The organism is Dactylosporangium sp. CA-139066, from assembly GCF_050936175.1.
In the GTDB taxonomy this organism is placed as follows: Bacteria; Actinomycetota; Actinomycetes; order Mycobacteriales; family Micromonosporaceae; genus Dactylosporangium.
In genome coordinates this window covers 3614745-3641073 of record NZ_JBNJNH010000001.1, presented here as the reverse complement: position 1 = coordinate 3641073, position 26329 = coordinate 3614745, and the positions used below count along the sequence as shown (strand labels likewise).

Annotated in this window: 24 protein-coding genes; 11 read left to right on the top strand and 13 right to left on the bottom strand. The window is 72.7% G+C overall.

Features of this window, described 5'->3' with window-relative positions:
- The first annotated feature begins 31 nt into the window (after nucleotides 1-31).
- Nucleotides 32-1297 (top strand): MFS transporter, encoded by a 1266-nt coding sequence (locus ACQEVU_RS16595; protein ID WP_433324336.1) that lies wholly within the window; start codon nucleotides 32-34, stop codon nucleotides 1295-1297.
- On the opposite strand, the gene ACQEVU_RS16590 is transcribed toward ACQEVU_RS16595, so the two are convergent.
- From ACQEVU_RS16590 to ACQEVU_RS16560, 7 genes are all read right to left on the bottom strand, one after another.
- Complete coding sequence (locus tag ACQEVU_RS16590; RefSeq protein WP_433324334.1) at nucleotides 1270-2250, bottom strand: hypothetical protein; 981 nt, start codon at nucleotides 2248-2250, stop codon at nucleotides 1270-1272. The genes ACQEVU_RS16595 and ACQEVU_RS16590 overlap by 28 nt on opposite strands.
- 222 nt (nucleotides 2251-2472) lie before the next feature.
- Nucleotides 2473-2757, bottom strand: a complete 285-nt coding sequence (locus tag ACQEVU_RS16585) for a putative quinol monooxygenase (protein ID WP_433324332.1) — start codon at nucleotides 2755-2757, stop codon at nucleotides 2473-2475.
- Nucleotides 2758-2767: 10 nt separating this feature from the next.
- A complete protein-coding gene (locus ACQEVU_RS16580; RefSeq protein WP_433324330.1) occupies nucleotides 2768-3517 on the bottom strand; it encodes a hypothetical protein in 750 nt (249 codons plus the stop codon).
- Nucleotides 3518-3794: 277 nt separating this feature from the next.
- Nucleotides 3795-5024, bottom strand: a complete 1230-nt coding sequence (locus ACQEVU_RS16575; protein ID WP_433324328.1) for an RNA polymerase sigma factor — start codon at nucleotides 5022-5024, stop codon at nucleotides 3795-3797.
- A 1229-nt stretch (nucleotides 5025-6253) separates the two neighbouring features.
- On the bottom strand, nucleotides 6254-6667 hold the full coding sequence (locus ACQEVU_RS16570) for a YciI family protein (RefSeq protein WP_433324326.1): 414 nt from the start codon (nucleotides 6665-6667) through the stop codon (nucleotides 6254-6256).
- A gap of 113 nt (nucleotides 6668-6780) precedes the next feature.
- A complete protein-coding gene (locus tag ACQEVU_RS16565) occupies nucleotides 6781-8436 on the bottom strand; it encodes a lectin (protein WP_433324324.1) in 1656 nt (551 codons plus the stop codon).
- A gap of 142 nt (nucleotides 8437-8578) precedes the next feature.
- Nucleotides 8579-10615, bottom strand: coding sequence for an MMPL family transporter (locus ACQEVU_RS16560; protein ID WP_433324322.1), 2037 nt, complete (start codon nucleotides 10613-10615; stop codon nucleotides 8579-8581).
- 120 nt (nucleotides 10616-10735) lie between these two features.
- Here ACQEVU_RS16560 and ACQEVU_RS16555 point away from each other — a divergent pair, with 120 nt between their 5' ends.
- Entirely contained in the window at nucleotides 10736-11206 is a 471-nt protein-coding gene (locus ACQEVU_RS16555) for a potassium channel family protein (protein ID WP_433324321.1), read from the top strand.
- Here ACQEVU_RS16555 and ACQEVU_RS16550 read toward each other — a convergent pair.
- A complete protein-coding gene (locus ACQEVU_RS16550; protein WP_433324319.1) occupies nucleotides 11191-11625 on the bottom strand; it encodes a DUF6158 family protein in 435 nt (144 codons plus the stop codon). The two genes, ACQEVU_RS16555 and ACQEVU_RS16550, sit on opposite strands and share 16 nt — an antisense overlap.
- A gap of 5 nt (nucleotides 11626-11630) precedes the next feature.
- Complete coding sequence (locus ACQEVU_RS16545) at nucleotides 11631-12509, bottom strand: YndJ family protein (RefSeq protein WP_433324317.1); 879 nt, start codon at nucleotides 12507-12509, stop codon at nucleotides 11631-11633.
- Nucleotides 12510-12644: 135 nt separating this feature from the next.
- Between ACQEVU_RS16545 and ACQEVU_RS16540 the strand changes: the two genes are divergently transcribed.
- From ACQEVU_RS16540 to ACQEVU_RS16515, 6 genes are all read left to right on the top strand, one after another.
- Nucleotides 12645-13034: a Fur family transcriptional regulator gene (locus tag ACQEVU_RS16540; protein ID WP_433334964.1), complete on the top strand. Its 390-nt coding sequence runs from the start codon at nucleotides 12645-12647 to the stop codon at nucleotides 13032-13034.
- A 35-nt stretch (nucleotides 13035-13069) separates the two neighbouring features.
- Nucleotides 13070-15196 carry a catalase/peroxidase HPI gene (gene katG, locus ACQEVU_RS16535; protein WP_433324315.1) on the top strand — a complete coding sequence of 709 codons (2127 nt, stop codon included), beginning with the start codon at nucleotides 13070-13072 and terminating at the stop codon, nucleotides 15194-15196.
- An 80-nt stretch (nucleotides 15197-15276) separates the two neighbouring features.
- The gene (locus ACQEVU_RS16530) at nucleotides 15277-15945 is read left to right on the top strand and encodes a TVP38/TMEM64 family protein (RefSeq protein ID WP_433324313.1); all 669 of its coding nucleotides are present in this window, start codon (nucleotides 15277-15279) and stop codon (nucleotides 15943-15945) included.
- 56 nt (nucleotides 15946-16001) lie between these two features.
- On the top strand, nucleotides 16002-16217 hold the full coding sequence (locus tag ACQEVU_RS16525) for a DUF3311 domain-containing protein (RefSeq protein WP_433324311.1): 216 nt from the start codon (nucleotides 16002-16004) through the stop codon (nucleotides 16215-16217).
- A gap of 29 nt (nucleotides 16218-16246) precedes the next feature.
- Nucleotides 16247-17860 carry a sodium:solute symporter family protein gene (locus ACQEVU_RS16520; RefSeq protein ID WP_433334962.1) on the top strand — a complete coding sequence of 538 codons (1614 nt, stop codon included), beginning with the start codon at nucleotides 16247-16249 and terminating at the stop codon, nucleotides 17858-17860.
- A 10-nt stretch (nucleotides 17861-17870) separates the two neighbouring features.
- A complete protein-coding gene (locus tag ACQEVU_RS16515; RefSeq protein ID WP_433324309.1) occupies nucleotides 17871-18851 on the top strand; it encodes a hypothetical protein in 981 nt (326 codons plus the stop codon).
- 190 nt (nucleotides 18852-19041) lie between these two features.
- On the opposite strand, the gene ACQEVU_RS16510 is transcribed toward ACQEVU_RS16515, so the two are convergent.
- The 3 genes from ACQEVU_RS16510 to ACQEVU_RS16500 form a co-directional block, all read right to left on the bottom strand.
- Nucleotides 19042-20424, bottom strand: coding sequence for a family 43 glycosylhydrolase (locus tag ACQEVU_RS16510; RefSeq protein WP_433334960.1), 1383 nt, complete (start codon nucleotides 20422-20424; stop codon nucleotides 19042-19044).
- The gene (locus tag ACQEVU_RS16505; protein ID WP_433324307.1) at nucleotides 20370-20963 is read right to left on the bottom strand and encodes a family 43 glycosylhydrolase; all 594 of its coding nucleotides are present in this window, start codon (nucleotides 20961-20963) and stop codon (nucleotides 20370-20372) included. The genes ACQEVU_RS16510 and ACQEVU_RS16505 overlap by 55 nt, the downstream gene beginning before the upstream one ends.
- 144 nt (nucleotides 20964-21107) lie before the next feature.
- Nucleotides 21108-21557 (bottom strand): SDR family NAD(P)-dependent oxidoreductase, encoded by a 450-nt coding sequence (locus ACQEVU_RS16500; RefSeq protein WP_433324305.1) that lies wholly within the window; start codon nucleotides 21555-21557, stop codon nucleotides 21108-21110.
- A gap of 35 nt (nucleotides 21558-21592) precedes the next feature.
- Here ACQEVU_RS16500 and ACQEVU_RS16495 point away from each other — a divergent pair, with 35 nt between their 5' ends.
- From ACQEVU_RS16495 to ACQEVU_RS16485, 3 genes are all read left to right on the top strand, one after another.
- Nucleotides 21593-22600, top strand: a complete 1008-nt coding sequence (locus ACQEVU_RS16495; protein WP_433334958.1) for a hypothetical protein — start codon at nucleotides 21593-21595, stop codon at nucleotides 22598-22600.
- Between the two features lie 274 nt (nucleotides 22601-22874).
- On the top strand, nucleotides 22875-23375 hold the full coding sequence (locus ACQEVU_RS16490) for a hypothetical protein (protein ID WP_433324303.1): 501 nt from the start codon (nucleotides 22875-22877) through the stop codon (nucleotides 23373-23375).
- A 32-nt stretch (nucleotides 23376-23407) separates the two neighbouring features.
- Nucleotides 23408-25645 (top strand): ATP-binding protein, encoded by a 2238-nt coding sequence (locus ACQEVU_RS16485; RefSeq protein WP_433324301.1) that lies wholly within the window; start codon nucleotides 23408-23410, stop codon nucleotides 25643-25645.
- On the opposite strand, the gene ACQEVU_RS16480 is transcribed toward ACQEVU_RS16485, so the two are convergent.
- Nucleotides 25623-26282 carry a hemerythrin domain-containing protein gene (locus ACQEVU_RS16480; RefSeq protein ID WP_433324299.1) on the bottom strand — a complete coding sequence of 220 codons (660 nt, stop codon included), beginning with the start codon at nucleotides 26280-26282 and terminating at the stop codon, nucleotides 25623-25625. The two genes, ACQEVU_RS16485 and ACQEVU_RS16480, sit on opposite strands and share 23 nt — an antisense overlap.
- Nucleotides 26283-26329: the final 47 nt, after the last annotated feature.

The following is a 26329-nucleotide window of genomic DNA, read 5'->3' as shown; positions in this document are numbered from 1 at the left end:
TGATTTTGTCCGCGTACCTAGGCTGGCGTCCGTGGTCGTGACGAGCCGCCAGGTGCGGCGCACCTACCTCGTGCTGATGCTGCTGAGCTCGCTGGCGATCTCATTCATCTGGGGGATCAACTCGCTGCTGCTGTACGACGCCGGGCTGTCCAACACCCAGGCGCTCGTGGCCAATGCGTGCTTCACGCTCGGGTGGGCGCTGTTCGAGGTGCCGACCGGGACCATCGCCGACACGTGGGGGCGGCGGGTCTCCTACCTGCTGGGCGGCGTGACCCTCACCGCCACGACGCTGCTGTACTGGCTGGCCTGGCGGCTGCACGCCGGGGTCGCCGTGTGGGCCGGCGTCTCCGTGCTGCTCGCGATCGGGTTCACCTGCTTCTCGGGCGCCACCGAGGCCTGGCTGGTCGATGCGCTGCACTTCCTGCAGCACCCCGGGCCCCTGGAGGACGTGTTCGCGCAGGGGCAGGTGTACAACGGCATCGGCACGCTGACCGGGTCGCTCGCCGGGTCGTTCCTCGCGCAGCTGACCAACGTCGGAGTGCCCTTCCTGGTGCGGGCGGGCCTGCTGCTGATCCTCACGGCGGTGGCGTGGCGGATGATGCACGACATCGGGTTCACGCCGGCGCGCGGCGGGCGGCCGGTGCGGGAGATGCGGCGGGTGCTCAGCGGGTCGATGCAGCACGGGTGGCGCCGGCCCGCGGTGCGGTGGGTGATGCTGGGCGCCTCGCTGACCGTCGGCGTGGCCTACTACGTCTCGTTCACCATGAAGCCGTACTTCCTGAAGCTCGCCGGCGACGAGCACGCCTACGCGCTGCTCGGCGTCATCGCCGCGCTCAACGCCGCCGCGCAGATGGCCGGCGGGTTCCTGTCGCGGGTCTTCCGGTCGCTGTTCCGGTGGCGCTTGTCGGTGGTCATCTCCGGTGTACTGGTCAATGCCGCCCTGCTCGTCGGTTTCGGGCTGACCAGCAACGTGCCGGCGGCGATGGCGCTGATGGCCGGCTACAGCCTCGTCGCGGCCGGGATCATGCCCTCGCGGCAGGCGTACCTCAACGAGATCCTCCCGACCCGGCAGCGCGCGACGGTGCTGTCGTTCGACTCGATGGTGCAGTCGGCGGGCGGGGTGGTGCTGCAGCCGGTGCTCGGCCGAGTCGCCGACGTGTGGCGGTACCCGGCGTCGTACGTGCTCGCCGGCCTCATACAGCTGCTGGCGCTGCCGCTGCTGGCCCTGGCCCGCCGCCACGAGACGAGCCGCGCGGCCGCGCCCGCGCGTTACGAGGCGCCCGCCACGACCCGCTGAACGTAGTCGGCGAAGTCCGCCACCGAGTCGCCGACCCACACCATGCCGTGCTCGCGGATGATGAACCAGTCCCCGCCGCGGAAGCGCAGCTCGGCGAAGTAGCGGCGGCCGGCCGAGAAGTGGCCGCCCTCAATGGTCGAGTCGGTGACCAGCTCGCGGTACCGCGGGCCGCGCGTCAGCTCGCGGTGGTGGAAGTGCACGATCAGCCGCGGGCGCCGCGCGTGGCGGCTCAGCAGGGTGCTCAGCATGAGCAGCTCGGGGGCGTCGGAGGTGGGCAGGCGCGGGCCGGTGTAGGTGACGCTGCGGCGGCCCTCGTCGAACGACGTGATGAGGTCGAAGTCCTCGGCGGTCATCAGCGTCTTGTCGGTGACGGTCTGCGAGGCCAGCCAGGTGCGCCCCTCGTGGCTGAAGAGGATCGCGCCGTCGGTGTAGGGCTTGCGCTGCCACAGGTTGTACTCCCGGTGCAGCCGGGCGAGCTCGGCGATGTCCTCGGCGTGCTCGGCGCGCAGCCGCTCCAGCGCGGCGAGGTCGGCCGGGTCGCGGCTCTCGACCGGGTGGTACTTCACGCGGATCGTCTCGCCGACGACATTGACATAGACGTCATGCCAGGTGTTGGTCCGGATGCCCCGCGCCCGGTCGATCGCATCGGGGTAGATCGCATTGATGTCGAGCTCATCGCACAACCGGGGAACATCTGTTCGGGCCCGCTCGTACCCCGGCTGATCGGTGCCGGCCGCGGTGAGCGGATAGGCGGAGATGATGTTTGTGCGCACCCCGGCAATGGCGAGCGAGGAGAGATAATCGCGCTCCTCCTCGCCCATTTCCAATGGGTTGGTCGGGCCGTATATCGCGTAGGTGACCAGGTCCGGCCGGGTCGCCGGGAGCTCCCCGAACAGCAGCGGCTCGGCGACCAGCCCGTAGTCCCCGCGCAGCGCCCGAAATGCGGGAAGCATGATCTCACGCCACGCCCATTCACCATGCGGTGAATACGGGTTGATAACGAAGTGGCACCGAACTTCCGATGCACGTCTTTTGTATGAGTAGTCCGATGAGAGCGAGATTCCCGGAGCCATCGCGCTGAGCACGGCGGCCACTTTACATTGAGCTACGGTTGGATGTCGCCCCGGTGAACCGGAGTAGACAGCGGCCGCGTCGAATCACAAAACGAAAACGGCTCAGGGTGCCTCGACGCCGCAGATGCGGTACTTTTGCACGTCCGCCGAGCGCAGCGGCGGGAGATCCGGCAGCGGCCCGCCGGAGCCCCGGAAGCGGTGCAGGTCCTCGTCGGACTCCCACCGCTCGTAGACGTTGATCCGCCCGGCGTCGATCGGATCGGCCGCCTGCACGAAGTCGAGGCACCCGGCCGAGGCGCGGGCCAGCCGCGCCACCCCGTCGACCGCGGCGAGATAGGCGTCACGATCCTCGGCGTCGACGTCGAGCCGCCCGGCAATGATGATCACCGCCGGGATTCTACCGGCGCCCGCCCGCGAACTCCTCCGGGTCGCGCCCGGCGGCGAGCGCCACGAGCACCAGGATCACGAGCATCGGCGGCACCGCCGGGGCGATGTCGGACCACTGGAACCGCCAGCCCCACACGTCGGGCGGCCACGTCCACGCGGCTCGCCGGACCGGCTCGTCCGGCTCCTGGCCGCCGTAGACGAGGCCCGGGCCCGCCACCGTCCGATCGTTCGCCACGGCCACGGCCACCACCGCGTCCAGGTCCACCGTCTGCGTGACGGAGTACAGGCCCGGGCGGTCCAGGAACAGGTTGCCGTAGCGGTCCGCCCAGACCGGGTCGCCGTAGCGGTGCATCGCGGCCAGATCGCGGTGGCGGTCGGGCGTGGTCCACGACGCGAGCGGCACGACGGCGACGGCGACGACAAAGGCCACCGCCAGCGCGGCCGCCGCATACGCCCCGGGCCGGCGGCGCAGCACCCAGCCGGCCGTGAGCCCGGCGGCGGCGAGCAGCAGCAGCCCGGCCCAGACGTAGCGGTTCGACTCGCCCGGCTCGGCGCCGAGGGCCGCGAGCGTGGCGGCGCCGACCCCGATCCGCCGCGCCCACCGGGCGATGCGGCGGCCGGGGGCGTTCCAGGCGTACACCAGCAGCGTCAGCAGCGTCAGCGATAACGTCCCCGGGACGGGCGAGCCGACCAGGACGCCGCCGACGTGTACCGTCGCGAGCCCGACGACCGCCAGCCGCAACCATTCCCGCACTCGCACGGCGGCCATCTTGCCAGTGCTTGGCCCGGTCGCGCGTCCCCCTGTCGATCAGAGCCGGGCGGCGCGCTACCGCTTCTCGGGCCGGCTCGCGGCCACCCTGCCAGCACGGGCCGGGCCGCACGCTACCGCTTCTCGGGCCGGCTCGCGGCTATCCTGCCAGCACGGGCCGGGCCTCGCGTCCCCCCGTCGTTCAGAGCCGGGCGGCGCGCTACCGCTTCTCGGGCCGGCTCGCGGCCATCCCGCCAGCACGGGGCCGGGCCGCGCGTCCCCTCGTTGTTCAGAGCCGGGCGGCGCGCTCGATGAGGTACCGCTTCTCGGGCAGGCTCGCGGTCCGCGCCGCCGCGGCCCGGTAGTGCTCGGCGGCCCCCGCGGCGTCGCCGGCCATCTCGAGCAGGTGCCCCCGCACCGCGTGCAGCCGGTGATGATCGCCGAGCCGCGCCGCCAGCGGCTCGAGCAGGCGCAGCCCCTCCGGCGCCCCATACGCCATCGCCGCCGCCACCGCCCGGTTGAGCGCGACGACCGGACTGCCGGTCATGCGCTCCAGCATCTCGTACAGCGCGTGGATCTGCGCCCAGTCGGTATCCTCGACCCGTTCGGCGCGGTCGTGCACGGCCGCGATCGCCGCCTGCAGCTGATACTCCCCCACCGCCCCGGAGCGCACCGCCGCGTCGAGCAGCGCCGTCCCCTCGGCGATGAGCCCCCGGTCCCAGCGCGCCCGATCCTGCTCGTCGAGCGGCACGAGCCGCCCGTCGTCCCCCACCCGCGCCGCCCGGCGCGCGTCGGTGAGCAGCATGAGCGCGAGCAGCCCCGCGACCTCCGGGTCGCCGGGAAGCCGATCGCGCAGCATCCGCCCGATCCGGATGGCCTCCCCGGACAGCTCGACGCGGTGCACCTGCGCCCCGCCGCTGGCCGCATAGCCTTCGTTGAAGATGAGGTACAGCACGTGCAGCACCGACCGCAGCCGCGCCGCCCGCTCGTCGCCGCCCGGCATGCGGAACGGCACCGCGGAGTCCTTGATGGTCTGCTTGGCCCGCGTGATCCGCCGCGTCATGGTCGCCTCGGGCACGAGAAACGCACTGGCGATCTCGGCCGTGCTGAGCCCCCCGACGGCCCGCAGCGTGAGCGCGATCGCGGAGGCGGGCGTGAGCGCCGGATGGCAGCACAGGAACAGCAGCGTCAGCGTGTCGTCGCTCGCGCCCGGCAGGCTGCCCCCGAACAGCACCCCCTTGTGCAACGCTTCATCCTGCGCCGCGGCCACGCTCTCGCGCCGCCGCCGGGCCTGCTCGCTGCGCGCGTTGTCGACCAGCTTGCGCGAGGCGGTAACGACGAGCCACCCGCGCGGATTGTCGGGCACGCCGTCGCCGGGCCAATGCAGCGCCGCGGCGAGGAGCGCTTCCTGCACGGCGTCTTCGGCCGCGGCGAAGTCCCCGTACCGCCGCACCAGCGCCCCCAACACCTGCGGCGCTATCTCTCGCAGCAGATCCTCAAGCTGTGTGTGAGTGTTCACTTACAACTCCCACTCCGCCCTCTCGTCGCCGCCCACCGCCACCTTGCAAGTCAGTGCACACTCACAACCCGCTCCACGCCGCCCCCAACAGCGGCAGGCCGGCGCAGCGCTGCTTGTAAGTCAGTACACACTCACAACCCGCACCACCCCACCCACAACAGCGGCAAACGTCGCGCGCCGCTGCTTGTAAGTCAGTGCACACTCACAACGTGCGCCACGCCGCCCCCAACAACGGCAGCCCGGGCCGCCGCCACGTTGTAAGTCAGTGCACACTCACAACCTGCACCACCCCACCCACAACAGCGGCAAACGTCGCGCGCCACTGCTTGTATGTCAGTGCACACTCTCAACCTGCGCCACGCCGCCCCCAACAACGGCAGCCCCGGCCGCCGCCACGTTGTAAGTCAGTGCACACTCACAACCTGCACCATGCCGCCGACAACAGGGGCAGCCCCGGCCGCCGCCACGTTGTAAGTCAGTGCGCACTCACAACCTGCACCATGCCGCCGGCAACAGGGCAGCGCCGCGCGGCGCCGCTTGTAAGGAAGTGTGCACTTACAACCTGCGCGACGAACGCCGGAGCGCCTGGCCGATGGTTTGTAAGTCAGTGTGGACTTACAAACCGACGTAGAAGCCAACCAACTCCGCGAGTGGTGGTATGTATGTGAGTCCGCACTTACAAACTTGGCGGCGGCCGCGCGGCGAAGCAAGCCCGGCACGCGCACGGCAAGGCAAGCTCGGCACGCGATCCCGACAGGCGCATGGCGAGGCAAGGCCGACGCGCGCGCGGCGAAGCGAGGCCGGCAGGCGCACGGCGAAGCAAGGCCGACGCGCGCGCGGCGAAGCGAGGCCGGCAGGCGCACGGCGAAGCAAGGCCGACGCGCGCGCGGCGAAGCGAGGCCGGCAGGCGCACGGCGAAGCAAGGCCGACGCGCGCGCGGCGAAGCGAGGCCGGCAGGCGCACGGCGAAGCAAGGCCGACGCGCGCGCGGCGAAGCGAGGCCGGCAGGCGCACGGCGAAGCAAGGCCGACGCGCGCGCGGCGAAGCGAGGCCGGCAGGCGCACGGCGAAGCAAGGCCGACGCGCGCGCGGCGAAGCGAGGCCGGCAGGCGCACGGCGAAGCAAGGCCGACGCGCGCGCGGCGAAGCGAGGCCGGCAGGCGCACGGCGAAGCAAGGCCGACGCGCGCGCGGCGAAGCGAGGCCGGCCGGGGCCGCCGAGGCGGGGGCGGCCTAGCGGCTGGGGACGATCAGGTCGAAGTCGGCGTCCGTCATGATGCGGCGGACGCTCACCGGCTGCTCCAGCGGAACGCCGCCCGGCCCAGGAACGCGGGAAAGCGCAACAGCAATCTCCACCGCCCGCTCCTCAGTGTCGACATCCACGACCTGAAACCCGGCCAGCATCTCCTTGAACTCGGCGAACGGGCCGTCCGTGATGACCGGAGCGCCGGCGCCGGCCGTGACCACCTTGGCCACGTCCGGGCTGGTCAAGGCGATGCCGTCCACATGCTCGCCGCGCTCGATCAGGTCCTGGATCAGCGCGCCGTAGTAGTCCATGTGGGCCTTGACCTCTTCCGGCTTCCACTCCTCCATCGGGGCCTCGATCACGCCGCCGTTGTAGTCGATCGACAGCAGGTACTTCGTCATGGGCTCGGCTCCTCCAACGATCACTGCGCAAGCGTGGCGCATTCCGACCGTGGACGGTGCCCGGGGTGGGGACCGGACACCGGAACCAGAGAAAAGCCGAAAAATCCGAGGGGTCAGGACGTGATCAGGTCGAACTTCTCCCACTGGCCGATCGCGGTGCGGTTGGCGATGAGCGCGGCGGCGCCCGCGTTCTCGGCGCAGACGTAGCGGTTGTTCACCGTGGCCAGGAGGCTCACGGTGCCGTCGGGGTTGTTGATGAGCTTGAACGTCTCCCACGGGCCGGCCGCGGTGCGGTTGGCGATGAGCGAGGCGGCGCCGGCGTTCTCGGCGCAGACGTAGCGGCTGTTGACCCGGGCGCGCAGGGCGATGTTGCCGCCGCCGAGGTCGATGCGGTCGAACAGTTCCCACGCGCCGGCCGAGGCGCCGGAGGCCTGCAGCGGCGAAGCGCCGGCGTCGCGGGCGGAGACGAACAGGTTGTTGGCCTTCGAGCGGAACGAGACGGCGCCGGTGGGGGGCGGGGGTGTGGTGGTGCCGCCCATCGGCTGGGTCGGGCGGGTCGCGGTCAGCGGGATCTGGCCCTTGAACATCTTGCCGCCGTCGGCGGTGATGCGCAGGTAGTAGTCGGAGGAGCAGGCGGTGCCGTCGGCGTCGAGGGCCGGGTGGCCGAAGTTCGTCGGCTGCATCGAGGCGTTCTCGGCGGTTTTGGCGATCTGGTTGCCCTCGTTGAACTCGTCGAACATCGACACGTACAGGGCCTGGGCGCCGAGGCGGGTCATGTTGTAGATGTGGTGCCAGTAGAAGTCGCCGTGGGCGCGGGCGCCGGCGGACAGGTCGCCGGGCATGACGCACGGCTGGTAGTCGATGCCGCGGGCGTTGCAGTCGGCCTGGTCACCGACGTTGACGTTGTTGTAGTACGAGTCCAGGCCCGCGATGTCGCCGGTGCGGCCGACCATCCACGGGGAGATCATGTTGAAGGCGTGGTAGACGTCCAGGAACCCGGGCCGGGAGTCGTTGACGCCGGTGCGCCACCAGGTCGGCACGCCGCCGATGACGTAGCAGCCCTGGGCCTTGAACCAGTTGATGACGTCCAGGCAGGGCGCGGGGGCGAACGGGCGGCCGGGGTCGTTGAAGCCGAAGCCCCAGATGCACACGACGGGCTTGCCGTTCTGGCGGGCGTAGGCCGACGACGACGTGTACGCCGACATCTTGTTCGTCCAGTCGGTCTTGATCTCCGACTGCATGTTCGTCCACGAGGTGACGTCGTACATGATGTAGAACTTGCGGCCGTAGGCCTCGGCGGACTGGCGGACCTTGGCGGCCATCGCGTCGCGGGTCGGGCCCTCGCCGCCGAACGGGTTGAAGCGCTGCAGCGCGGCGGTGTCGACGCCGTACTGCTGCATCCACTTGAAGTGGGTGTCCACGGTCTGCTGGTCGTAGGACGAGAACAGCTGGGCGGGCTGTCCGTTGCCGAGGTTGGCGTAGGCGGTCGTGTACTTCTTCGTGAACTCCCGCATGTCCGGCCACGACACGATCGTCGTGTTCGACGGCGACGGGGGCTGGCCGCCGTTGCTGCTCCAGTGCCACCACTGGTTGATCGGCGCACCGTCGCCCGGGCAGGCGAACCAGCCCTGGTAGCCAACGGTGATCTTGCCGACCACGTCACCGGGGGCGCTCGCCGCCTCGGCCGAGCCCATGGTGAGGTAGCCGGTCGCGCCCAGGCCCGTGGCGGCGAGCCCGGACACGATCAGCTGGCGTCGGGTGAGACTCATGAGGTGTAGGTCCTTTCGGCGGGACAGGAGCGCGCCGATCGCACCTGCAGACGTCTAACCTCACGAATTTCGCCGACGTCGATGCCGACTGTCAACATCTTTCATCGGATGATTCGGTACCCGACGCAGAAATAATGACCCTTTAAGGTGCCGCTACGGGATCCAGAGATCGGATCTGCCCGCCCTCGGGGGCGATCGCCGGCGGTCGCGACGGCCACCAGTTGGCCCGGCCGAGCAGCGTCATCGTCGCCGGCACGAGCAGCATCCGCACCACGGTGGCGTCCAGCACGATGGCGAGCACCAGGCCGAGGCCGATCTCCTTGATCGGGGCGAACCCGCCGACCAGGAACCCGGCGAACACCACGACGAGCAGCAGCGCGGCCGAGGTGACGATCCGGCCGGTCTGCTGCAGGCCGACCGCGACCGAGGCGCGGGCGTCGCCGGTCTGGAGGTACCGCTCCCGGATGCGCGCGAGCAGGAACACCTCGTAGTCGACGGAGAGGCCGAACGCGATCGCCGCCACGAGCACCGGCACGGTCAGGTCCACGGCGTCCAGCCGCTGGCTGCCGAACCAGCCGGCGAGGTGGCCGTCCTGGAACACCCACACGACCGCCCCGAACGCCGCGGCGATGCTCAGCAGGCTGGTGAGCACCGCCTTGATCGGCAGCAGCACCGAGCGGGTGAACGCGGCGAGCAGGACGAACGTCGCCACCAGCACGACCAGCGCGGCCCACGGCCCGTACTCGGCCAGCATCGCCCGGTAGTCCACCAGCCGCGCGGCGTCGCCGGCCACGAGCACCTCGAACGGTGCCGGCACGTCCCGGACCGCCTGCAGGGTGGCCCGCCCGGCCGCGGTCCACGGCTCGTGCGCCGGGGTGGCCCGCACGATGCTCACCGCGCCGGACACCGGCACGACCTCGACCCCGGTCACGCCGGGCACCGAACGCACCCGCTCGGCGAACGCCGCGGTCTGCGGCGCCGCGGCCGGCGAGCGCACCACGGCGGCGATGACGTCCGGGCCGACCAGCTGCGGGAAGTGCGCGGCGAGGGCGTCGTACTGGCGGCGGGTCTCGGTCGAGCCCGGCAGCGCGCGGGCGTCGCTGTTGGCCAGCCGCAGGTGTACCGACGGGATCGCCAGCACCAGGACGGCGGCCGCGGTGACGACGGTGGTGAGCAGCGGGCGGCGCTGCACGGCCAGGGCGAGCCGGGCGAAGACGCCGGTGCCGTCGCGGGCGGGTGCGGGCTTGATCCGCTTCCCGGCCAGGCGCAGCACCGCCGGCAGCAGGGTGAGCACGGCCAGCATGTCGACCACCACCACCCCGGCGCCGGCCAGGCCCATCGAGCGCAGGAACGCGTCGGGGAACACGGTCAGGCCGAGCAGGCTGGCGGCCACCGTCAACCCCGTGACCGAGATGGTACGGCCGGCCCGCGCAACGGCGCGGCGCAGCGCCTCGTCGCGCTCGCCGGTGTCGGCGAGCTCGGTGCGGTACCGGCTGATGAGCAGCAGCCCGTAGTCGACCGCGAGGCCCATGCTCAGCATGGTGGCGACCTGGATGGCGTAGACGCTGATGTCGGTGGCGAAGCTGCCGAGGTACAGGATGCCGAACGTCGCCCCGGTGCCGGCGACCGCCACGATCAGCGGCATCACCCCCGCGACGAGGCCGCCGAAGACGACCACGAGCAGCACCAGCACGATCGGCAGGGTGAACAGCTCGGCGCGCTGCACGTCGGACTGGGCCTGCCTGCCGAACTCCAGGTCGGTCAGCGGGCCGCCGGCGACCGTCACCCCCGGCCCGGCGGCGCGGATGTGTTCGGCGACGGCGTCGGCCTGCTCGTCGCTCGCCCCGGGCGTGAGCGCGATGTCGACGAGGACGGCGCGGCCGTCGGCGCTGGGCACCGGCGCCCCGACGGCGGCGACCCCGGGCATGGCGCGCGCGTCCTGCAGTACGCCGTCAAGACCGGTGCCGACCACGGTGAGGTGGGCGCCCTGCGGACCGGCGGCGGCGTCGCGCAGCGCGAGCGCCCGCTCGTTCTCGCTGCCGGGCACCGTGGCGACCTGCGCGGTCAGTTTCGCGAACACCCCGCCGCCGAAGCCGAACCCCAGCCCGACCACGGCGACCCAGAAGACGATGACGAGCACCGGCCGGCGCAGCGCCACATGCGTGAGAACTCGGAACATGCGTCGATGCTCTCGACGGGCGGCCCGGCCGCGCATCGCCGACAGGAGCGGGGAAACCCCGAGTCCCCCTACCTCCTGAGAGTGAGGCGGCCCACCCCCGCCGCGCGCCACAGTGGCGGCGTGCTGCTGGTGCCGGTCCTCGTCGATGCCGGCCTGCTCGTGCTGTACCTGGGCGCGCCGCTGGACAACCCGCTCTCCCCCGGCGGCGTGTTCGTGCTGATGGCGGCGGCGCTGCTCGTCCTGGTGATGGTGCTGTGGGAGCTACGGGCCATGATGGCCGCCCCGCACCCGCGGCGGCGGGCGCTGGGCATCCTCATCAGCTCGTTCCCGATGGTGATCCTGCCCTTCGCCGGCGCGTACGTGTGGCTGGCCAGCCGCGATCCGGCGCACTTCGGCCGGCCGATCTCGCACGTTGCCGGGCTGTACTTCGCGATGACCGTCTTCACCACCACGGGCTTCGGCGACATCGCTCCCCGCACGGAGCCCGCGCAGCTGATGGTGCTCGCGCAGATGCTGGCCGACGTGCTGTACGTCGGCCTGTTCGCCCGCCTGCTCGTCGCCGCCGCCCGGCGGGCTCAGGCCGGCGAGTGAGCCGGGCGCAGCCGGCGCGGGTCGACCTCGCGGTCGGGGAAGCGGCGCAGGTACTCGGCCTCGAGCTCCGCCGTGCGGTCGTCGTGGTTGGCCAGCGCGCGCGACGACGCGTGGCGCAGCGCGTCGTCGCGGGTCTCGTGCAGGTGCCGCAGCTCCCGGCTCAGGTCGTCCGGGGACAGCGCCGAGCCCGGCACCCCGGTCGCGACGGGCGGGCGCTCGTGCAGCTGGACGAGGGCCTCGCCGGCCTCCTCCTGCGCGTAGTCGCCCTCCGGCAGCGTCTCGAGCGCGTTGACCACCTCGGCGGGCAGGTCCATCGCGACCGCCCGGCGGTAGATCTCGCTGCGGCTGACCCGTGTGCGACCGCCGTACAGGTCGTCGAGCAGCTCCTCGATGTCGTGCATGGCGACGGTGCTACCCACCCGGGTTAGTTGTACGCCACCCGCTTCGGCAGCCGGACCGGGTCCGGGCGCGCCGCCACTGACAGGCGCCGCCAGGCCAGGACCGCGGTCAGGGCGAAGCCGAGCGCGTTGGCGGCGCCGTGCGTGGCGACCATCCACGACGCCGGCAGGTGCGGCCACCCGGCCGCGCGGCCCAGGGCCCAGTCGAGGGCGAGCAGCATCGTCGCGACGAGCACGAGCGCCGAGGTGTACAGCAGCCCGCGCGTCAGCCGGTCCGCCGCGATCGGGGCGACCTCGCGCACGGTCAGCCAGGCGGTGATCCACATGCCGGCGGTGAGCACCGCGGCGCCGGCGAGCTGGACCCAATCGCCGAGGAAGAAGCCGGCCAGGACCAGGCCCGTGCCCGCCGGCACCGTCAGCGCCGCGACCTGCCCGGCCCGCCGGGCGGGGTCGAGCCGGCAGACGAGGGCGTCGACCAGGGCCGCGGTGAACCCGGCGTAGTGAAAGTGGGCGACGGTCAGCCCGAGCACGTCCAGCGGGAAGCCGAAGAGGCGGAAGCCGGCCCGCTCGGCGACCAGCGCGCTCGCCGCCACCGTGGGCGAGGCGAGGGCGGTGCACAGGGCCAGGTTCGCCGGCGACCAGTCCCGCCACCGGGGCAGGACGGCCGCCGCCAGCCAGACCGCGGCCAGCACGTAGGGCACGGCCAGCAGCGCCGATCCGCCGCGCGGCAGCCACAGCGAGGCCGCCCCGGCCGCGGCGGCGAGCAGCCATCCGGCCCGCCGGCGATGCACAAGCTGCATTCCCAGCGGTACCACCACCAGCATCCCGACGCCGATCAGCACGTTGAGCAGCACATGTGCCCAGTCCGTCAGCCGCACCGCGATCCCCTCCTTGAACGTGTTCAAATCTCAGGCTAGCGACGAATTTGAACACGTTCAAGTCTCAGGTTAATTTTGAGTGACTCCAGAAGATTTTCTTGACTTACTCCAGAAAAGGGGGCCAGACTCTTCCCCGTGCGCGCTACGTTCGATGCGGAACCCATGCTGCGCGGGGCCGCGCTGCGGGTCACCCGGCCCCGGCTGGCGGTCCTCGCCGCGGTCCACGAGCAGCCACACGCCGACGCCGACGCGATCGCCCGGCGCGTGCGCGCCGAGCTCGGCGAGGTGTCCACCCAGGCCGTCTACGACGTGCTGCGCGCCCTGAGCAACGCCGGCCTGCTGCGCCGAATCGAGCCGGCCGGCTCACCCACGCGCTACGAGACCCGCGTCGGCGACAACCACCACCACGTGGTGTGCCGCCGCTGCGGCGACATCGCCGACGTCGAGTGCGCCGTCGGCGACGCGCCCTGCCTGATCGCCTCCCACAGCCACGGCTACGTCATCGACGAGGCCGAGGTCGTGTACTGGGGCACCTGCCCTGCCTGTTCCTGATTGCCCTTTCGCCCGCACCCACAAGGAGAACAACCGTGAGTGAGCACGCCGCCCGGGCCGCCCGGTCGAACCGGGACTGGTGGCCGAACCAGCTGGACGTCACCGTCCTGCACCAGAACTCGCCCAAGGCCGACCCGATGGGCGACACGTTCAACTACGCCGCCGAGTTCAAGACCCTCGACCTCGACGCCGTGAAGGCCGACATCGTCGCGGTCATGACGACCTCGCAGGACTTCTGGCCGGCCGACTACGGCCACTACGGCCCGCTGTTCATCCGCATGGCGTGGCACAGCGCCGGGACCTACCGCATCAGCGACGGCCGCGGCGGCGCCGGCTCCGGCGAGCAGCGCTTCGCCCCGCTCAACAGCTGGCCGGACAACGGCAACCTCGACAAGGCGCGCCGGGTGCTGTGGCCGGTCAAGAAGAAGTACGGCAAGAAGCTGTCCTGGGCCGACCTCATGGTCCTCGCCGGCAACGTCGCGCTCGAGGACATGGGCTTCACCACGTTCGGCTTCGCCGGCGGCCGCGAGGACGTCTGGGAGCCGGAGCAGATCAACTGGGGCACCGAGGACACCTGGCTCGGCGACGAGCGCTACAGCGGCGACCGCCAGCTGTCCAACCCGCTCGCCGCGGTGCAGATGGGCCTCATCTACGTCAACCCCGAGGGCCCCAACGGCAACCCCGACGCCCTCGCCGCCGCCCGCGACATCCGCGAGACGTTCCGGCGCATGGCGATGAACGACGAGGAGACCGTGGCGCTCATCGCCGGCGGCCACACGTTCGGCAAGGCGCACGGCGCCGGCCCGGCCAGCCACGTCGGCGCGGAGCCGGAGGGCGCCTCGATCGAGGAGCAGGGCCTGGGCTGGAAGAGCACTCACGGCACCGGCAAGGGCGGCGACGCCATCACCTCCGGCCTCGAGGGCGCCTGGACGCCGACGCCGACCAAGTGGGACAACACCTTCTTCGAGACGCTGTTCAGCTTCGAGTGGGAGCAGACCACCAGCCCGGCCGGCGCCAAGCAGTGGAAGCCGACCGACCCGGCCGCCGGCGACCTGGTGCCCGACGCGCACGACCCGGCCAAGCGGCACGCCCCGATGATGCTCACCACCGACCTCGCCCTGCGCGTGGACCCGATCTACGAGCAGATCTCGCGGCGCTTCTACGAGAACCCGCAGGAGTTCGCCGACGCGTTCGCCAAGGCCTGGTTCAAGCTCACGCACCGCGACATGGGCCCGATCTCGCGGTACCTCGGCCCGTGGGTCCCGGCCGAGCCGCAGATCTGGCAGGACCCGGTCCCGGCGGTCACCGGCGAGCTCATCGGCGACGCCGACGTGGCCGACCTCAAGGCCCGCATCCTCGCCTCCGGCCTGACCACCGCCGAGCTGGTGTCCACGGCGTGGGCGTCGGCCTCGACGTTCCGCGGCACCGACAAGCGCGGCGGCGCCAACGGCGCCCGCATCCGCCTGGCCCCGCAGAACCAGTGGGAGGTCAACGAGCCCGCCCAGCTGCGCAAGGTGCTCGGCACGCTCGAGGCGATCCAGCGCGACTTCAACGCCTCCGGCGCGCAGGTGTCGCTGGCCGACCTGATCGTCCTGGGCGGCGCGGCCGCCGTCGAGCAGGCCGCGAAGGCCGCGGGCGTCGACGTCACCGTGCCGTTCACCCCGGGGCGTACCGACGCGAGCCAGGACCAGACGGACGAGGAGGCGTTCGCCGTCCTCGAGCCGACCGCCGACGGGTTCCGCAACTACCTCGGCAAGGGCCAGACCCGCCCGACCGAGCAGCTGCTGATCGACAAGGCCCAGCTGCTCACCCTGACCGCCCCCGAGCTGACCGTGCTCGTCGGCGGCCTGCGGGTGCTCGGCGCCAACTACCAGGGCGCCAAGCACGGTGTGTTCACCGACCGCCCGGGCGTGCTGACCAACGACTTCTTCGTGAACCTCCTCGGCCTCGCCCCGGTGTGGAAGGCCACGGCGGAGGACCAGGAGACGTTCGCGGCCGGCGAGTGGACGGGCACCCGGGCCGACCTGGTGTTCGGCTCCAACTCGGTGCTGCGCTCGCTCGCCGAGGTCTACGCCGCCGACGACGCGCAGGAGAAGTTCGTGCGCGACTTCGTGGCCGCGTGGGCGAAGGTCATGGACCTGGACCGCTTCGACGTCGCCTGATCTCGCGATATCGCGTTGCGGGCCCCGCCTTCCGAGGCGGGGCCCGCGCCGTTTCCGGCCGAAACGGGCATGATGGGATCATGACCGTTCGTGCCGGGCTGCTGCGCGGCGCCGGCCTGCTGGCGCTGGTCGCGATGCTCGTGGCCGCCGCGCTGCTCGTCGGGGTGCCCGACCAGCAGCAGCTGCGCGGCGATGTCGCCGCGCTCGGCCTGTGGGCGCCCGTGGCCTTCAGCGCCCTGTACGCACTGGTGTCGCTCTCGCCGCTGCCGAAGACGGTCTTTACCCTGGCCGCCGGCGCGCTGTTCGGGCTGGCGGCCGGCGTCGTGGTGGTCGTGACCGGGGCGATGCTCGGCGCCGTCGCGGCGTTCTACCTGGGCCGGCTGCTCGGCCGCGACACCCTGCGGTGGCTCACCCGGGGACGCCTCGACGGCATCGACGCCCGGCTGGCCGGTCACGGACTGCGCACGATCATCCTGGCCCGGCTCATCCCGATCGTGCCGTTCACCGCCGTCAACTATCTCGCCGGGTGCACCGCGGTCCGGCTGCGCGACTTCACCGCGGGGACCGCCATCGGCATCCTCCCGACCACCACCGCCTACGTCACGGTCGGCGCCTACGGCTGGCAGCCGGGGGCGTGGCCGATGTGGGCGGCGCTGGCCGCGCTGCTGGTGCTCACCGTCGGCGGTCTGGCCGCCGACCGGTACCGCCGCCGGGGTTCGTTTCCGCGGCCGAATCGAGACACTCCGTAAAGCTACTCGCCAGTACGATCTCCCACACGCCGCCTTCAAGCGAGTGGAGGGAATCGATGGCACCGCCGGCTCGTCGCGCCCGCTCCGGATACTGGCTGCTGACCGTCCCCACGGTCGCGCCGCTGCTCACGCCGCTGTACGACCGCGCCACGCCCATGCTGTGGGGCATCCCGTTCTTCTACTGGTACCAGATGGCCTGCATCCTGCTGGCGATCGTCATCCTCGTCGGCGTCCACCTGGCCAACCGGTCGGCGCGGGAGTTCCCGCGGTGAGCGTCGAGACGGCCGTCTTCACCGCGCTGATGGCCTTCATGCTGCTGCTGGGCGTCGTCGCGGCCCGCTGGCGGCGGCCCCGGGACATCCACAACCTCGAGGAGTGGGGCGTCGGCGGGCGCGCGTTCGGCAACTGGACGACGTGGTTCCTGCTCGGCGGCAGCATGTACAGCGCCTACACCTTCGTCGCCGTCCCGGCCCTGACCTACGGCGTCGGCGCGATGGGCTTCTTCGCCGTGCCGTTCGCCACGATCACCACCCCGCTGTCGTTCGTGTTCACCACCCGGGCCTGGTCGGTGGCGCACCGGCACGGGTTCCTGACCCCGGGCGAGTTCTCCGCCGCCCGGTTCGGCTCGCGCGGGCTCGGCGCCGCCGTCGCCGTCACCGGGATCGTCGCCACCATGCCGTACATCGCCGTGCAGCTCGCCTCGCTGCGCGCGGTGCTGCAGACCGTCGGCATCCCGGGCGAGTGGCCGCTGCTGGCCGCCGTCACCATCATCTCGCTGAGCACGTTCCGGTCGGGGCTGCGCGCCCCGGCGCTGCTGTCCATCGCCAAAGACGTGCTGCTGGGCTGGGTCGTCGTCGCCGCGCTGCTGGTCGTGGCCATGTCCGGCGGCTGGGGCGACGCGTTTCGCAAGGCCGGCGAGCACTTCGCGGCGACGCCGTCGAAGACCGACGGGCTGCTGCTCGGCGGGTCGTCCGGCCAGGCGGCGTACCTCACCCTCGTCATCGGCTCGGCCCTGTCCATCTTCGCCTACCCGCACGCGCTCACCACGATGCTCGCCGCGAAGGACCGGGCGACGGTCCAGCGCAACGCCGCCGCCCTGCCGATCTACTGCCTGGTGCTGGGGCTCATGGCGATGCTCGGCATCTTCGCGCTGTCCCAGGGCGTCCGGCCGGCCGGCCGCGACCTCAACACGGTCATGCCGCAGATGTTCCAGAGCCTGTTCCCGTCGTGGTCGGCCGGGATCGCCCTCGCGGCGTTCGGCATCGCGGCGCTCATCCCCGCCGCCGTCATGTCGATCGCGGCGGCCAACGCGTTCACGCGCTCGATCTACCGTGCCTACCTGCGCCCGGCCGCCACGCCGGCCGAGGAGGCCCGGGTCAGCCGGTGGACGTCGCTGGTGGTGAAGCTCGGGGCGGTCGCCTGCATCCTGCTGCTCGACCCGGCGTTCTCGGTGGACATGCAGCTCATCGGCGGCGTCATCATCCTGCAGACCATCCCGGCCGCGTTCGTGGGGCTGATGACGAACTGGTTCCACCGCCTCGCGCTGGTCGCCGGCCTCGTGGTGGGGCTCGGGGTGGGCGTCTTCCAGCTGTACGGCATCCCGCAGCTCGGCGCCGGCGGCACCGTGGTCAAGGCGCACTTCGGCGGGTCGATCACGACGGTCGGCGGGACCCCGGTGTACGTCGGGGTGACCTCCCTGCTCGTCAACCTCGCGGTCGTCGTCCTGGGCACGGCGATCCTGCGCCTGGCCCGGGTGCGCGCCGGCCGGGACGCGACCCGGCCCGACGACTACGACGCGGACGCCGACGACCCGATGGTGAAACGGCTCGAGGCCCTGCTCGACGGCCTGCCCGCCAATCAGGCCGGCGTGCACGCCGCCGGCCGCGGACCGGGATACCGGCGCAATTTCGGGTAGACGGGCGGTCGTGGAGGAACGAAACAGCGCGCCGGCGACCGGCGTCACCCCGAACCTCTTCGGCGTCGCGTACGGCCTGTCCGGCCTCGCGATCGGCTGGCGGTACGCGGCGCAGGTGGGCCTCGCCTCGGGGCTCGTGTCCGACGTCCTGTTCGTCATCGCCGCCGCCGTCTGGCTGGCGCTGCTGGCCGGCTACGTCGCGCAGGTGCCGCACCGGCCCGGGGGCTGGCGCGCCGAACTGGCCCATCCGATCTTCGGGCCGTTCGTCTCGCTGATCCCGATCGTCGGCATGCTCCTGGCGATCGGCCTGCTGCCCGCCAGCCCGGACGCCGGGCGCTGGCTGCTCGGGCTGTTCACCATCGTCACCATCGCCCTGGCCGGCTGGCTGACCGGCCAGTGGGTCACCGCCGGCATCGAGCCGGAGCGGCTGCACCCCGGCTACGTGCTGCCCGCCGTCGCGGGCGGGCTCATCGCGGCCATCGGGGCCGCCCAGGCCGGCTGGCCCGGCCTCGCCCAGACGTTCTTCGGCTTCGGCCTGGTGTCGTGGCTGGTCCTCGAGGCGATCATCGTGGCCCGGCTGTACCTGCGGGGCCCGCTGCCGCCGCCGTTGCGCCCGACCCTCGCGATCGAGACGGCGCCGCCCGCCCTCGCCGGCCTGGCGTACCTGGCCATCACGCGCGGCCGGGCCGACACCATCGCCTTCGTGCTGGCCGGCTACACCCTGCTCGCCGTCCTGGTCCAGGTGCGGCTCATCGGGATGTACCGGAAACTGTCGTTCACGCTCGGGTTCTGGTCGTTCGCCTTCCCCTACGCCGCCGTCGCCACCTTCACGCTGCACTGGATCCAGTACGCGCGCCCGCCCGGCTACCAGGTCTGGTCCTGGATCGTCATCCTGGCGATCAGCGCGTTCATCGCCGCCCTCGCCGTGCGCACGGCCCTCGTCGTCGCCCGCCACCGGCTGCCCCGGCGCCGCCTGCGCCTGACCCACTGAGCCCGGCGGCCCATGCGGGTCACGGCTCCAGGAGCATCTGCGCGATCTCGGTGAGCACGCTGGAGTCCGCGCCGGCGGCGCGGACCCGGTGCCGTCCGCGGTGCTGACCGACCGGGCCCGCGCCGCCGCGGCCGGGTGGTTCCCGGGACTGCGAAGGGGGCCGGGCGGCCCGGCCCCCACGTAACAGCGCTCAGCCGAAGGCGCGCAGCTCGTAGATGCGGGTCGCGATGTCCGTCGTCTGGGTCGGGGTGGTCACGTTGAGCCGGACGTAGCGGCCCGACACGCCGCTCACCGGGTGAACCGTGGTCGCGGCGGTGTTGGTGGTGACGCTCACCGCCTGGCTCCACGTGGTGCCGTCGTTGGAGACCGAGATGGTGAACGCCTTCGTGTTGTAGCTCGCCGACTCGCCGCCGGCCTGGGCGTGGGCCACCTCGAAGCGGGAGATGGACTTCGTCGCGCCGAGGTCGACCTGCAGCCAGGCGCCGGAGACCGCGGAGCAGAACTTGTCCGAGTTCCCGCCGGAGACGCTGCCGTTGACGGCCTTCTCCGGGCCCTCGGAGGCGGCGCAGGCGGCCGTGCCGGTCGCCGGGCGGCCCTGGGCCAGGTTGGTGCCCTGGCCGGTGGGGGCGCCGACGGCCACGTTGTCGAACGCGGCGGCGGCGTTGAAGACCCGCACGCCGTCCGCGCCGGAGGCGTAGGTGCCGTCCGTCGCGGAGATCTTCGGGGTGGCCATGTCGTCGACGTACACCTTGATGGACGACCCGACCGCGGTGACCCGCAGGTGGTAGGTCATGCCGGCCGCCACCGCCAGGTCGGCCGTGCCCAGCTGGGTCCAGTTGTTGGCGGCGCGGCCGAGCACGACGCGGCCGGCGGGGCTGATGCCGGCGTAGTAGCCGTTGTACGCGTCGGTGCCGGTCGCCGGCGACGTGACCCGGAACGTGAGGCCGGCGTCGCCGGAGCCCGACGTGACGGTGACGTCGGCGTCGTAGCTGAAGTCGCCGAAGTTGGTGTCCAGCAACGACTTCCCGCCGAGCGAGCTGCCGGCCACGTAGCGGCCGCCGGTCGCCGTCCACGTCCCGCCGTACGTCTTCCAGCCCAGGGCGTTGTTGTCGGCGAAGTTGTCCTTCACCCGCATCGCCACGCGCTGGATGGTGCCGTCGGCGTTGAAGTTCATCCGGTCGTACGCCAGCTGCCGGTGGTTGCCGTCGGTCTCGCTGAGCGGGCGGCGGTGGTAGACGATGTACCACGTGTCGGTGCCCGGCACGTTGACCACCGAGTTGTGCCCGGATCCCTTGGCCACCGCGGCGTCCTGGGCCAGGACCTTGTCCAGGCGGGTGAACGGGCCGGTCGGCGAGCTCGACATGGCGTAGGAGACGGAGTAGTCCGAGCCGGTCCAGGCGCCCTCGGACCACATGAGGTAGTACTTGCCGTTGCGCTTGAACATCTGCGGGCCCTCGACGTACCCGGCCGGTGTGATCTCCTTGTAGGTGCTGCCGTCCGGGAACGTGCCGATGCTCGTCATGTCGGCGCCCAGGCGGGCGACGTTGGCGTGGCCGTGGCCGCCGTAGTAGATGTACGCCTGGCCGTCGTCGTCGATGAAGACGTCCTGGTCGATGGGCTGGGCGCCGTTGTAGTACTGGCCGATGAGCGGCGGCCCAGCGCGTCGGCGAACGGGCCGGCCGGGTTGTCGGCGACGGCGACGCCGATGCCGCCCAGCGCCGAGTTGTTCTGGATGTCGTTCGCGGCGAAGTACAGGTAGTACTTGCCGTTGCGCTGGATCGGGGCGGGCGCCCACATCGCGTACGACGCCCAGGAGACGCCGGCGGTCGTGAGCACGTTGCTGTGCTTGGTCCAGTTGACGAGGTCGGTGGAGGAGAAGGCGTCGAGGTACGTCTGCTCGCTGTAGCCCTTCGACGTGGTCGGGTAGACCCAGAACGTGTTGTTGTACACCGCGATGTCGGGGTCGGCGTACCAGCCGTCGACGAAGGGGTTGCCCGCCTCCGCCGTCGTGTAGTCGGGGATGGCGGCCGCGGCGGGTGCCGTCGGCGCGAGCGCGGCGAGCACGCCGGTCGCACATGCGGCGGCGGCCAGGCGCAGGGTTCGGGGGGTCATCGGTGGCGGCTCCGACGTTGATGTCGAGCACGAAAGCGCTCGGGTTCCGTAAAGATTGCACATAACCCAACGGTCAAGTCAACGCTCCGACAGTTCGACTTTGGGGAAATCGACCGGCGTGAACGGCCGGCCCGCCTGCACGACCTACGCCCGCCCCGTCTCCCCGTCCCCGGCGAGGGTTTCGACGGCCTCGGCGACCAGATCCGGGTCGGCGATGGCCAGGCCCAGCCGCTCGGCCTCCGGCCGCAGCCCGTCCAGCAGCGGCGTGTCGGTGAGCCCCGGGCAGACCGCGTCGACGGTGACGCCGGTGCCGGCGACGGCGAGCGCGACCGAGCGGACCAGGCCGATGAGGGCGTGCTTCGTCGCGGAGTACACCGGGTCGAACGGCGCCGGCGCGATCCCCGCCATGCTGGAGGTGACCACGATCGCGCCGCCGGCGCCGCGACGTTGACGAGCAGGTTGCTCACGACCGACCGGCGCGTTGATTGCTTCATGCCGGCAGCGTGTGCCGCGGCCGTCTCCGCGCGCATCGGCGCCCGGTTGGAGCCGCGGATGCAACCACAGTTGGATTTCAGGCGCCGTTAAGGCCCGCATCCGGGGCCGGCAACTACCCTCGCGCCGTGACGCGCATGCACCGGGCCGCCGCGATCCTCGCCGCACTCCTGAGCCTCGCCGCCTGCTCGGCGAAGGCGACCGGCGCCGCCCCGCCGTCCGCGCCCGCCTCGGCCGCCGATGCCGCGCCCGCGCCCGCGTCCGGGGCCGGCTCCCCCGACCCTTCGGCCGACGCGCGGCTGCGCAAGGCCTCGCCGTCGCCGAGCGCCAGGGCCGCGAGCGTCTCGCTGCCGCTGCGGGCGACGTTCTACTACCCGTGGTACCCCGAGAACTTCGCCGGCAACGGCAGCCACTACACGCCGAGCGCCGGGAAGTACAACGGCGACGACCCGAAGGTGGTGGACCGGCAGATCGCCGACATGCAGTACGCGGGCCTGCAGGCCGGGATCGCCTCGTGGTGGGGGGCCGGCAAGCGCGAGGACCGCCGCTTCGCCGTGCTGCTCAAGGAGGCCGAGCGCCTGCATTTCCAATGGACGGTGTACTACGAGAACGAGGGCTTCGCCGACCCGTCCCCGGCCACGCTCGCCGCCGATCTGGCCTACCTCGGGAAGTACACCTCGAGCCCGGCCTTTCTGCATGTCAACGGACGGCCGGTGATCTTCGCCTACGGCGACGGCACCGACGGCTGCTCCATGGTGGACCGCTGGCGGACCGCGAACACCGCCGGCTTCTACGTGGTGCTGAAGGTCTTCGGCGGCTACCGCGACTGCCGCAGCCAGCCCGACGGCTGGCACCAGTACGCGCCCGGCGGCGGCCTGGACGTGCAGAACGGCTACTCGGCCGTGTGCTCGCCGGGCTTCTGGAAGAACGACACCGGCACGCCGCTGCTGGCCCGCGACCCGGACCGCTTCCGCCGTGACGCGACCACGGTGGCCACGTCGAAGGCGCCGTTCCAGCTCGTCACCACGTACAACGAGTGGGGCGAGGGCACGTCGGTCGAGTCGACCACCGACTGGCCGAGCACCTCGGGCCACGGCGTGTACGTCGACATCCTGCACGAGGTGTTCGCCGCCCATCCGCGCTGAGCGGTTTCGATCAGCAGGCTTCGTCCGGCGTACACCGGATGGCCATCGTCGTTCATCGATAGATCCCGGCCGGCCAGCGCCGGCCATGGGAGCGGCGCCCGCGGCTCGGCGGACGGCGTGCTGCGCGCCGCCGTGACGGTCGCGCACAGGAACGCCCGCCCAGATCGGTGGCGGCCGGTCCGGGCGGGCACACCTGGCATTGTTCTACGTCTATATTCCCAGTCTGTCAAGCACGGGCCCCCGCGCGAGATCAACCGCGTCTATGCTGCCCGTCATGCTGGTGCGACGGCTGATGACGGTGATGGCCCTTTCCGTGATGGCGGGGCTGAGCGCCGCCTGCGGGGCGGACGACGATCTCGACGCCGGCAAGGGGGTCGCCGCGAGCGCGGCGGCGACGGCGTCGGCGGCCGGCGGGGACGGCAAGGCCGGCACCGAGGAGGTGTGCAAGACGGTCGTCGACATCTTCACGCGGGAGAAGCTCAACCTCGCCGAAGTCATGCTGGCGCTGGCCACGGCCAACATGGACGGCACCCAGGCCGAGAAGGACAAGGCGAAGGCCGACGCCGAGGCGCTGCTCGCGCGGCTCAACCCGGAGGTCGGCGCCGCGGCCGCCAAGGCCGCCGACCCGAAGCTCAAGGCGGCGCTCGACGGGTTCATGGCGACCATCTCGAAGCTGCTCACCCTGGAGGCGGTCGCGGACCCGGACTTCGAGCAGAAGTTCACGGCGGCGTCGGACGAGGCGACGAAGTACTGCCCGGCGCTCAAGGACGCATGATCGAACGCCGGTGAACCGGCTACCTTGGCCACATGACCTTCGGTGAGCGGCTGCGCCGGCTGCGCGAGCGGCGCGCGCTCACCCAGGAGGAGCTGGCCGAGCGCGCCGGGCTCAGCGTCAACGCGATCGGGTCGCTGGAGCGGGGGCTGCGCCGCCGGCCGTATCAGCACACCGTCCGCGCGCTGGCGGCCGCCCTCGGCGTCGACCCGGCCGACCTGGCCGAGCCCGCCAGGCCCGCCGAGCCGGCCGAGCCGGCGCCGCCCGCACCCGCCCGGGCCTCGGCGCTGATCGGCCGCGACGCCGAGGTGGCCGCCGTGACCGCCCTGCTGCGCCGGCGGCGCCTCGTCACGCTCACCGGGCCCGGCGGCGTGGGCAAGACCAGCCTCGCCCTGGAGGTCGCGGCCGCGTCGGACTTCCCGCACGGGTACACCGTCGTCGAGCTCGCCGCCCTGCGCGACGCGGGCCGGGTGCTCGACGAGATCGCCGCGCGGCTGGGCATCGCCGAGCAGCGCCGCCGCGGCGAGGTCCTCGACGCGCTGGCCGCGCACCTCGACGGGCGCGCGATGCTGCTCCTGCTCGACAACCTCGAGCACCTGCCCGGCTGCGCGGCCGGCGTGGCCGCGCTCCTGCAGCGCTGCCCGGGGCTGACCGTCCTGGCCACCAGCCGCTCGCCGCTGCGGGTGCGGGCCGAGCACGAGGTCGTCGTCGAGCCCCTGGAGGTGCCCGACGCGTGGGCGGTCGCCGCCGGCGCCGACGACCTCGCCCGCGTCCCGGCCGTGGCCATGTTCCTCGACCGGGCCGCCGCGACGGGCGCGCCGCTGCAGGTCACCGCGGCCAACGCGGCCACGCTCGCCGCGATCTGCTGGCGGCTCGACGGGCTGCCGCTCGCCCTCGAGCTGGCCGCCGCCCAGGCCCGGGTCCTCGACCCGGCCGCCCTCCTCGAGCGCCTCGACGAGGCGCTGGAGCGCCGCGGCGGGCCCCGCGACCTGCCGGAGCGGCAGCAGAGCGTGCAGGACACCGTCGACTGGAGCTACGAGCTGCTCGACCCGGCGCCGCGGGCGCTGTTCGCCCGGCTCGCGGTGTTCCGCGGGCCGTTCACCCTGGCGGCGGCCGAGGCGGTCGGCGACGGTGACGTGCTGGGCGACCTCTCGACCCTCGTCGAGCAGTCGCTCGTCGCCCGCGGCCCGGGCTTCCGGCTGCTGGAACCGATCCGGCAGTACGCGCTGCGCCGCCTCGCCGCCGAACCCGACGCCGGCGCGGTCGCCGACCGCCACGCCCGCTACTTCCGCCGGGTCGCCGCCGAGGCCCGGCCGGCGCAGCGGGGCGAGGACCTGCCGGCCGTCCTCGACACGCTGGAGGCCGCCCATCCCGACCTCACGGCCGCCGTCGAGCGCCTGCTGGGTGCCGACCCGGACGAGGCCGCGGCCATGATCTGGGACCTTTGGCTGTACCTCGCCCTGCGCGGCCACGCCGCCGAAGGCCTCGCCTGGCTCGCCGGCGCGGCCGGTTCCCCGGCCGCGCCCGGCGCCTCGGCCGCCCTGTCCTACGTCCTCGGCGACCTCGACCGGGCCCGCGCCGACGCCGCCGTCGCGTTCGACACCGCCGGACCGGAGGCCTTCGCCGAGACGGCGACGGTGGCGGCGCTGGCCGCCGTGTTCGTCGGCGACACGGACGCGGCCCGGCGGGTGCTCGCCGCCGTGCCCGACCGGCCGGCCGCCGACGAACGGTTCGCCGGGGACCGGTGCGCGGACGCGCTGCTGCACGGGGTCCGGGCGCAGATCGCGATCCTGTCCGGCGACCTCGACACCGCGTCCCGGCACCTCGACGCGGCCGAGGCGGCGGCCCGCGCGGGCGGCAACCCGTTCGCGATCCCGACCGTGCTCAACATGCGGGCCACCGTGACGGAGGCCGCCGGCGACCATCGCGCCACCGCGCGGCTGCTGGCCGAGTCGGTGGCGCGATCGGTCGCCGCGGGAAACCGCTGGACCCTCGCCTACGCGGTGCCGGCGCTGGCCGCGGTCGCCGCCCGGCTCGGCCGGTTCGAGGCCGCGGCCACGCTGCTCGGCGCCGTCTCCGCGGCCGGCGCGACGACCGTCACCGCCGGCGGCCGGGTGCCCGCGTCGCGGCGGCACGCGCCCGCCGACGTCGACGCCGTGCGCGCGGCGCTCGGCGAGGACGCGTTCCGGGCCGCGTTCGAGGACGGCCGGCGGCTCGGCCCCGCGCGCCTGGCCGAGGTCGCCGCGGCGATCAGCCGTGGCGCAGCCGGGTGACGTGGTTGCGGTACTGCCGGGCCCCCGCGGTACGCAGGAAGAACCGAATCGGCGCGGGCACCGCCCCCAGCAGGGCGGCCCGCTCCGGCGCGGTCGCCTCCTCCAGGATCGCCCCGAACACCAGCGGCAGGTGCTTGCGCGGCGTGTGGCTCTTGCCGTGCTCGGCCAGCGCCGCCCACTCCGCCGCCGTCACGTGCCGCGTGACCAGCGGCAGGATCTCGCGCTCCTCGAGGTCCAGGTGGACCAGCAGCGCGGTCCGCAGCCCGTCGACCGCCGCCGCGAGCCGCTCCCCCGCCGCCGCCGAACGGCTCGCGGTCCACTCCCGCAGCGCCGCCCCGGCCGCCTCCGCGTGCCCCTCGATCCCGTGGTGCTGCTCCTGCATGGTCTTCACGAGCCCGGCCGCCGGCGCCGCCCGCTCCAGCAGCAGCGGCCACAGCAGCTCGTCCTCGCCCTCGTGGTGGGCGTGCAGGAACCCCAGCACGAACGCCGTGTGCTCGGCCACCACCTTTACCCGGTTCGCGTCGCCGTCGGCCACGGCCCGGGCCAGCCGCGGGATGGCCGCCAGCTCGCGGCGGAACACGCGGTGGATGACCACCATCTCCTGAATATCGGGCAGCGCTCGCGCGCTCGTCGTCATGCCACGAGCCTGCGCCCCGGGCCGCTCCGGCCCCACCACCAGCGCCC

Excerpts from the sequence above, each read along its gene's own strand:
- ACQEVU_RS16590 (WP_433324334.1), bottom strand. The coding sequence starts at position 2,250 with ATGCTTCCCGCATTTCGGGCGCTGCGCGGGGACTACGGGCTGGTCGCC.
- ACQEVU_RS16570 (WP_433324326.1), bottom strand. The coding sequence starts at position 6,667 with ATGACGAAGTACCTGCTGTCGATCGACTACAACGGCGGCGTGATCGAG.
- ACQEVU_RS16565 (WP_433324324.1), bottom strand. The coding sequence starts at position 8,436 with ATGAGTCTCACCCGACGCCAGCTGATCGTGTCCGGGCTCGCCGCCACG.
- ACQEVU_RS16560 (WP_433324322.1), bottom strand. The coding sequence starts at position 10,615 with ATGTTCCGAGTTCTCACGCATGTGGCGCTGCGCCGGCCGGTGCTCGTC.
- ACQEVU_RS16540 (WP_433334964.1), top strand. The coding sequence starts at position 12,645 with ATGCTGCGCGGGGCCGCGCTGCGGGTCACCCGGCCCCGGCTGGCGGTC.
- ACQEVU_RS16530 (WP_433324313.1), top strand. The coding sequence starts at position 15,277 with ATGACCGTTCGTGCCGGGCTGCTGCGCGGCGCCGGCCTGCTGGCGCTG.
- ACQEVU_RS16525 (WP_433324311.1), top strand. The coding sequence starts at position 16,002 with ATGGCACCGCCGGCTCGTCGCGCCCGCTCCGGATACTGGCTGCTGACC.
- ACQEVU_RS16520 (WP_433334962.1), top strand. The coding sequence starts at position 16,247 with ATGGCCTTCATGCTGCTGCTGGGCGTCGTCGCGGCCCGCTGGCGGCGG.
- ACQEVU_RS16505 (WP_433324307.1), bottom strand. The coding sequence starts at position 20,963 with ATGACCCCCCGAACCCTGCGCCTGGCCGCCGCCGCATGTGCGACCGGC.
- ACQEVU_RS16500 (WP_433324305.1), bottom strand. The coding sequence starts at position 21,557 with ATGCGGGCCTTAACGGCGCCTGAAATCCAACTGTGGTTGCATCCGCGG.
- ACQEVU_RS16495 (WP_433334958.1), top strand. The coding sequence starts at position 21,593 with ATGCACCGGGCCGCCGCGATCCTCGCCGCACTCCTGAGCCTCGCCGCC.
- ACQEVU_RS16490 (WP_433324303.1), top strand. The coding sequence starts at position 22,875 with ATGCTGGTGCGACGGCTGATGACGGTGATGGCCCTTTCCGTGATGGCG.
- ACQEVU_RS16485 (WP_433324301.1), top strand. The coding sequence starts at position 23,408 with ATGACCTTCGGTGAGCGGCTGCGCCGGCTGCGCGAGCGGCGCGCGCTC.
- ACQEVU_RS16480 (WP_433324299.1), bottom strand. The coding sequence starts at position 26,282 with ATGACGACGAGCGCGCGAGCGCTGCCCGATATTCAGGAGATGGTGGTC.